This window comes from Prevotella sp. S7-1-8 (assembly GCF_000758925.1).
In the GTDB taxonomy this organism is placed as follows: domain Bacteria; phylum Bacteroidota; class Bacteroidia; order Bacteroidales; family Bacteroidaceae; genus Prevotella.
Genome location: NZ_JRNC01000110.1, coordinates 1 through 6773, shown reverse-complemented (window position 1 = coordinate 6773; position 6773 = coordinate 1). Strand labels below are relative to the sequence as shown.

The window sequence follows — 6773 nt, the reverse complement described above, 5'->3', positions numbered from 1 at the left end:
CGAGTTTATTTGTTTCTTTCTTAAATAATAATTATTTTTGCAGAGCGATGTATTTATAATACATTACCTCGAAATAGACCAAAATAAATAAAAACAATATATAGATTCCCTTTGCGGTCACGAACTGGCTTTGGTCGGCCAACGAGGTACTGCATTGGGCGTCTTTATATTTAGATATGCACAATTATACAATAAAATTTATAGACCTGTTTGCTGGACTTGGAGGAATTAGAATTGGATTTGAAGAAGCAGCTGCAGAACTTGGAATAAATACAAAATGTGTATTTACGTCTGAGATTAAAGACAGTGCTCTGAAAGCATACCAATTTAACTTCAATGAAGACATTCCCAAACGAGACATAACTAAAGTTGATGCTGGAGAAATACCTGAGTTTAATATACTTTTAGGAGGATTTCCTTGTCAAGCTTTTAGTTTTGCAGGTTCTCAGAAGGGATTTGCTGATACAAGAGGAACTTTATTCTTTGAAATTGAAAGAATTCTTAGACATCATCTAAAGAATGTTGATGGTTTCCTTTTGGAAAACGTTGAAGGCCTCATTGAACACCAAAAAGAATTTAAAAGTGACCCATACGGCAGAACGCTAAAAGTCATACTTACTGTTTTAAGAGAAAAGCTAAAGTTCAATACAGAATTTATTCTCTTAAATGCTTCTGATTTTGGTGTAGCACAGGCAAGGAAACGTGTATATATTGTTGGATGTAAAAAGAAATATGGGTCAATAAAATTTGCTTTCTCAAACATTCCTCAAAAGACTGTTGGAGAATGTATTGACTATGGTATGGCTTGCCCACAAACGGACTTTACCAAACTTCTTTTAGAACATTACAACGTTAAAGAGTTAGAAGGTAAATTCTTAAAAGACAAACGTGGTGGAGCGTCAAATATTCACAGCTGGGATTTTGAATATAAAGGTAAAGTATCTGCCAAACAAAAAGAATTGCTTAACCTACTCTTCAAACAAAGACGTCGTCATTCTTGGGCAGAAGCAATTGGTATTGAATGGATGGACGGAATGCCATTGACAACTAAGCAGATTTCTACATTCTTCAATGATGAAAATCTACAGTCAATGTTAGATGATCTTGTCTGTAAGAACTACCTTGTTCTTGAATATCCTAAGAAAAAAATTTACCATAATGAAAACGGCAGTTCTTATACAGAAAGAGTTCCAGATGAGACATTACCAAAAGGATATAACATCGTGACAGGAAAGTTATCCTTTCCTATAAGCCACATTCTCCCTTCAAAAGGTATTGCACCTACCATAGTAGCTATGGATATGAATACATTAGGTGTCATAGATAATTCTGGAATAAGACATCTTACTCTCAAAGAGGGTCTACGTTTATTTGGCTATCCATCATGGTATAGTCTTGAAGAATTTAACAAATCACCAAGAACTATAAAGTTAGGATATGACTTATTAGGAAACTCTGTTTGTGTACCAGTTATTAAAGCTGTAGCAAAAGTATTACTCTCAAATTTAAAAAAGAAGTATGAAAAAAACTGATTTGAGGAATGCAAGGAAAGAAACGACAATGTTCCTTACCGATGCTGATATCGAAGATAAATACGAGGCAACCATACGAGCTTCTATAAAAGAAATGAAAGCTCAGTTGTCTGGCTTAGAAAATATTACAGCATTTGAGAATTTGCTCAAAAGCAACAGAAAAGCAATTGAGCAAATAGTAACTTTGCTTGGTATAAGTTCAGAAAAGTTCAAACGTGTTATTTCATGGATTCGATTATCTAAAGGATATACTTTTGATTCCGAATGGGATTTCAGTGCTATGAGAAATCATATTCTTGAAAGAAGAGACTATTTGGAATTAATATATGAGCTTATTACCAATGGATATAATAGCCAAACATTTACATCTATTGTCCCTCAATTTATATTGAACTACTTTAGATTTGACAAATCAACATTAGAAAGACTTGAAAGTGATGATTATTTAAGAAAATTAGTTAAAGCCAAGCTTACTAATTCTTATAATGGTGAATATTGTTCTTTGTATTACAATCTCCTCTACCGTGAAATAAATAATATTTCAACAGAGAAGAATGTTATATTCAAAAAACAGGCTAATGTACCAGACACCAACATCAAAGAAGTTTCATTAATCGAATATAATAATAAATACATAATTGTCAATTCAAATTTCTACTTGACCACAAGCTCTACCCAGACTAAATACGCTGATAATATAACAGCTATGCGCTCTTCTATACAGGGTATGAACAATATAAAAATGGTTAATATATTGGATGGAGCTGGATGGATAGGAAGATCTGCAGATTATATTAAAGTTTATAATGACTGCGATTATTTCTTGACGCTTAAAACTATTAGTGAACTTAAAGATATTATAGATGATTTCTTAATCAAATAGCAATATGACAGGAGAAGAAAGAAAGAAGAAAATTAGCGACATAAAAAAAGGCACGCCAATTGCGACAGGTACCATACTAAAATATCAAGGTACAACGCAAAAGTTCGATGTCTACCGTATTCCACTTGAATGCTTAGTTTACAATGTGGAAAACGGTAGAATTAGCAGCCTTGTAAAATCATACACAAAAGAGCATAGTCAATTAGATCCATCTAATGATAATGATGCTAAAAAGATAGAAGAATTTCTATTCTCTTCAAGCGAAGAACGTAATAAGAAAACCAAAGATGATCTTATCGCGAATGGACAAATAGAGCCTGGAATTATAACTGCAGATGGAGTTATTGTAGATGGTAATAGGCGTGCTTCATTGCTCCGTGCAATCTATCTCAGCCACCCAGATCAAAACGTTAGGGATAAGTGTGCTTATTTTAATACACGAATTCTACCAGAGGATGCTGATCCTAAAGAAATCCTACGTTTGGAGACCACCTATCAGATGGCTGCTGATAGTAAGGTTGATTATAACCCTATAGAAAAGTATCTTCATGCTAAGGATATGAAAGAACATGGTTTCTCAACTCAACAAATCATGGAATACATGGGCTTTAAATCTCAATCCGAAGTTAATAATGCTTTGGAAATAATGGGGCTTATTGATGAGTACCTTGAGAATTTTGGATATGATGGTATCTACACAAGAATGCCTAAAGGCTTTGAGGATGACTTGTTGAAACTCAACCAAACTATCAAGCAAATAGAAAAGGGAGGCAATAAATTCGGTTGGATTCCTCAAGACCGTATAGAAGAAGTCATAACTGATTTGAAGGCAATTAGTTTTGACTATATACGACTTGATGAGAAAGGTGACTTTGATTTCCGAGCTATAGCATATACAGCAAGTGGAAACATTCTTCAACACCAAGACACATGGGACAAATTTGTTGAGAAGTACAATGATGCCCAAGAAGACATAAAGGAGGAAGAGTCTGTTGATGACGTTCTTTCAAAAGCGAAGTCAGATAAGGACTCAAAGCATCTTTTAGACAACCGTGACACCAAATGGAGAAATAATGTACGGGAGTCGTTGATGGATGCTTTCAAAGAATGTAACGATATTGTCGAGAGTAAGAAAGAAGTAAACAAGCCTGCCGTTCTTATCAACAAAGCGAAAAACAGTATCGAAGCCATTGATAAAATTTCACTTTTCAATGCACCCAACAAAGATACTTTGATAAAAACTTTGCAGGAAATTGCAGCTTCTATTTCAGATCTTACAGCTAAGACTTTCATTGATTAGTTCAAACTATGCAGTTAATATTAACATCATATGAGCGAAACAAATATCTTTTGAAAGGAGACACTAAAGCACTCCTTTCAAATAGACGCTCTAAGATAGCATTGCGCAACCTCAAATACGAGGTTGCGCAAAATGGTGATGTATCTATTTTTTCGGAGGAATCTATTGACCGTATAGCAAATATCGTAAAGCTTTCTGCTAAATACATCAAAGCAGATGTATCTTTTGATGGCTCTGTATCTTCAGATATTTCTGAATACAATCAAAGAATGAATGAATTTGAGGAATGGAGTCTTAAAGCAAAAGATATAAAAGAAAATAATTGTGTGATTTCTGATTTTGACGAATTCACTGATTCATTAAAAAAGAACATGCTTAATCGAACTCTTTATCCTTTACAGTTATTGGCATCTTATCATCTTGCTTTTTCACAAAATGGATGTAATTTTTCTGTTCCTGGAGCTGGAAAAACGTCCATTGTTTATGGAGCATACACATATTTAAAGAACTTAAAGAATAATAATGAGAAGAAAGTAGATAAGCTTTTAATTATTGGCCCTCTAAGTTCTTTTGGTCCTTGGCAATCAGAATACAAGGAATGCTTTGGAACAGAGCCCTCATGTAAACGAATTAATGGAACACTAAATCAAAAAGCCAAACAGTCATACTTCTATGAAGATGATCCATGTGAATTAACTCTAATAAGTTATGCTTCTTTAGTCTCTGTTAAGGATAATGTATCTTATTTCCTAAGAAGCCATCGTGTTATGGTCGTGTTAGACGAGGCTCATAAGATTAAAAACACCAATGGAGGAATTACCGCACAATCTATAATGGAATTAGCATCTTTGTGTAATTCCAGAGTCGTTCTTACTGGTACCCCTGCTCCCAACGGATATGAAGATTTATATAATCTTTTTCATTTTATATGGCCTAAAAATGATGTAGTCAAATACACTATAGCCCAACTAAAGGAAATGTCAAGAACACAGGGCGACACAAGAGTTCCAGCCTTGATGAAAAATCTTGATCCATACTTTATCAGAATAAAAAAAAGTAATTTGGGATTACAGCCTCCGATAGAAAACCCTCCTCTGGTCGTCGACATGTCCGATAGTCAGAGGCGTATATATGACTACATTGAGGAACAATTTGTTGAAGAAGTTGAAAGTGTTAATGGAAATATACATTCCGCTCTTGTAAAAGCCAAGATGATACGCTTACAACAGGCAGCATCCAATCCTGCTCTCTTGCGTCAACCATTATCTGAATTTCTAGACGACGAAGGTAAACCGTTAGACAATTATGATGATTCTGACATCATGAGAAACGTCCTTAAATTCAATGATGTTACTGATGTCCCATCAAAATTCAAAGTATGTGCTGATTTAGTTGAAAAAATAATTTCGAACGGAGGAAAAGTAGTTATATGGGCAATCTTTATAAAGTCTATTGAAATGTTGCAGTCATATCTGGCTTCACACCATATTGAATCAAAAGCACTTTATGGAGCAACCCCTGTTGCAACAGATGGCATGAGCATTGAAGATGAAGGATATGAAGAAACGCGTGAAGGAATAATAAAGACATTCCATAGAGAGGATAGTCCATTCAAAGTCATCATAGCTAATCCATTTGCAGTAGCAGAATCTATTTCTCTCCATAAGGTGTGCCATAATGCAATTTACTTGGAACGCTCATTCAATTGTGCACACTTCATGCAATCTAAAGACCGTATTCATCGATATGGTCTTAAGCCTGGTACTGAAACCAACTACTACTATATTCTTTCAAGAAATTCTATTGATGAAGTCATAAATAATAGACTTATTCTAAAAGAGGAAAGAATGACGCAATTGATCGAATCTATGCCGATTCCTCTATTTGATAATCTGGGAGATGGTGGTGATGCTGATATTAAAGCTATAATTGAAGCTTATGCAAAACGTAAGTCTTAGTAAATATTCGCAAATAGGAAACCTCGATGGTATATATTTTATGTGGGATTGTCTTTCTGTAGACAATTCCACCATATCATCTATATCTATACTTTGCCAGCATTCAAAGTCTTATATCAATATCAACCCACTTGCAGCAATAACTCTCTTTAAAGAGATGTCTATTATATCTTCAAAAGATTTTTATTATAGTATAAATGATAATTATATTTCATTTAAAAATTGTAGTAAGGATATTTTTGTAGACTGGTTTAGTAAATCATTCATTCAATTTCTTTTCAAAAATGAATTTATCGATTTTACTAAAATATCTTATGACAGAGAATCTGATAAATACGTATTTTCACGTTCTGCTATTTCATTCAAATTTGCCTGCCTGAGAAATCTGCTTATATCATTGGGTATATTATCAAAAGCAAGAGCTGATGGACAATTCTATATTGACAAATACATCAATCTTTTTCTTGATAAAGGAAAAGAGATTTCTCATAAAATGAGTCTACAGAAACTCTTAAAGAATTTGGATAAGCAACAGGAACAAGGCGAAAAAGGAGAAAAATATGTGCTCAATTATGAAAAAAGCAGATTAAAAGGGCATCCGAGAATAAAAGACATAAAACAAATATCACAAATTGATGTTTGTGCAGGATTTGATATTGTATCATTTGATAATCAAGATTCAGACAATCTTGACCGAATGATAGAAGTAAAGACTTTTGAAGGAACGCCCCGCTTTTATTGGTCAAGTAATGAACGTAAACAAGCAGCTCTTTTAGCAAACCATTATTATATATATATGGTTGACTATAGCAAAATAAATACAGCTGACTATGAACCTCTAATTATACAAAACCCAATAGAGTATTTTAAGAATAATCCACAATGGCTATTAATAGACGATACAATAAAAGTGGTACTAAATGACATTAATATAGAACATAACGAATAGTTGTTCTGTCTTTTTCCCACTCATATATCACTCATATTTTTGCTCTAAAAAAGCAAACTTATTAAAGCGAACAGTAAATCTACATGCGGTGATGATTTTTATGAGTTACCACCATAGGCTATAACAACATTAAAACATATATTACTGTCCG

General features: G+C 33.7%; 5 protein-coding genes. All 5 read left to right on the top strand.

Translation table 11 applies throughout. The features are described 5' to 3' along the window. Nucleotides 1–176 precede the first annotated feature (176 nt). From dcm to HMPREF1640_RS11980, 5 genes are read left to right on the top strand one after another with little or no spacing between them, the layout of a single operon-like run. A complete protein-coding gene (gene dcm / locus HMPREF1640_RS12000) occupies nt 177–1532 on the top strand; it encodes a DNA (cytosine-5-)-methyltransferase (RefSeq protein WP_036895197.1) in 1356 nt (451 codons plus the stop codon). Further along, nucleotides 1519–2415, top strand: coding sequence for a DpnII family type II restriction endonuclease (locus HMPREF1640_RS11995; protein WP_036895194.1), 897 nt, complete (start codon nt 1519–1521; stop codon nt 2413–2415). The genes dcm and HMPREF1640_RS11995 overlap by 14 nt, the downstream gene beginning before the upstream one ends. A gap of 4 nt (nt 2416–2419) precedes the next feature. Beyond that, complete coding sequence (locus tag HMPREF1640_RS11990; protein WP_036895191.1) at nt 2420–3715, top strand: hypothetical protein; 1296 nt, start codon at nt 2420–2422, stop codon at nt 3713–3715. Nucleotides 3716–3723: 8 nt separating this feature from the next. Continuing rightward, nucleotides 3724–5673 (top strand): DEAD/DEAH box helicase, encoded by a 1950-nt coding sequence (locus HMPREF1640_RS11985; RefSeq protein WP_036895189.1) that lies wholly within the window; start codon nt 3724–3726, stop codon nt 5671–5673. Continuing rightward, entirely contained in the window at nt 5654–6622 is a 969-nt protein-coding gene (locus HMPREF1640_RS11980) for a DUF3883 domain-containing protein (RefSeq protein WP_036895186.1), read from the top strand. Before HMPREF1640_RS11985 ends, HMPREF1640_RS11980 begins: the two co-directional genes overlap by 20 nt. Nucleotides 6623–6773: the final 151 nt, after the last annotated feature.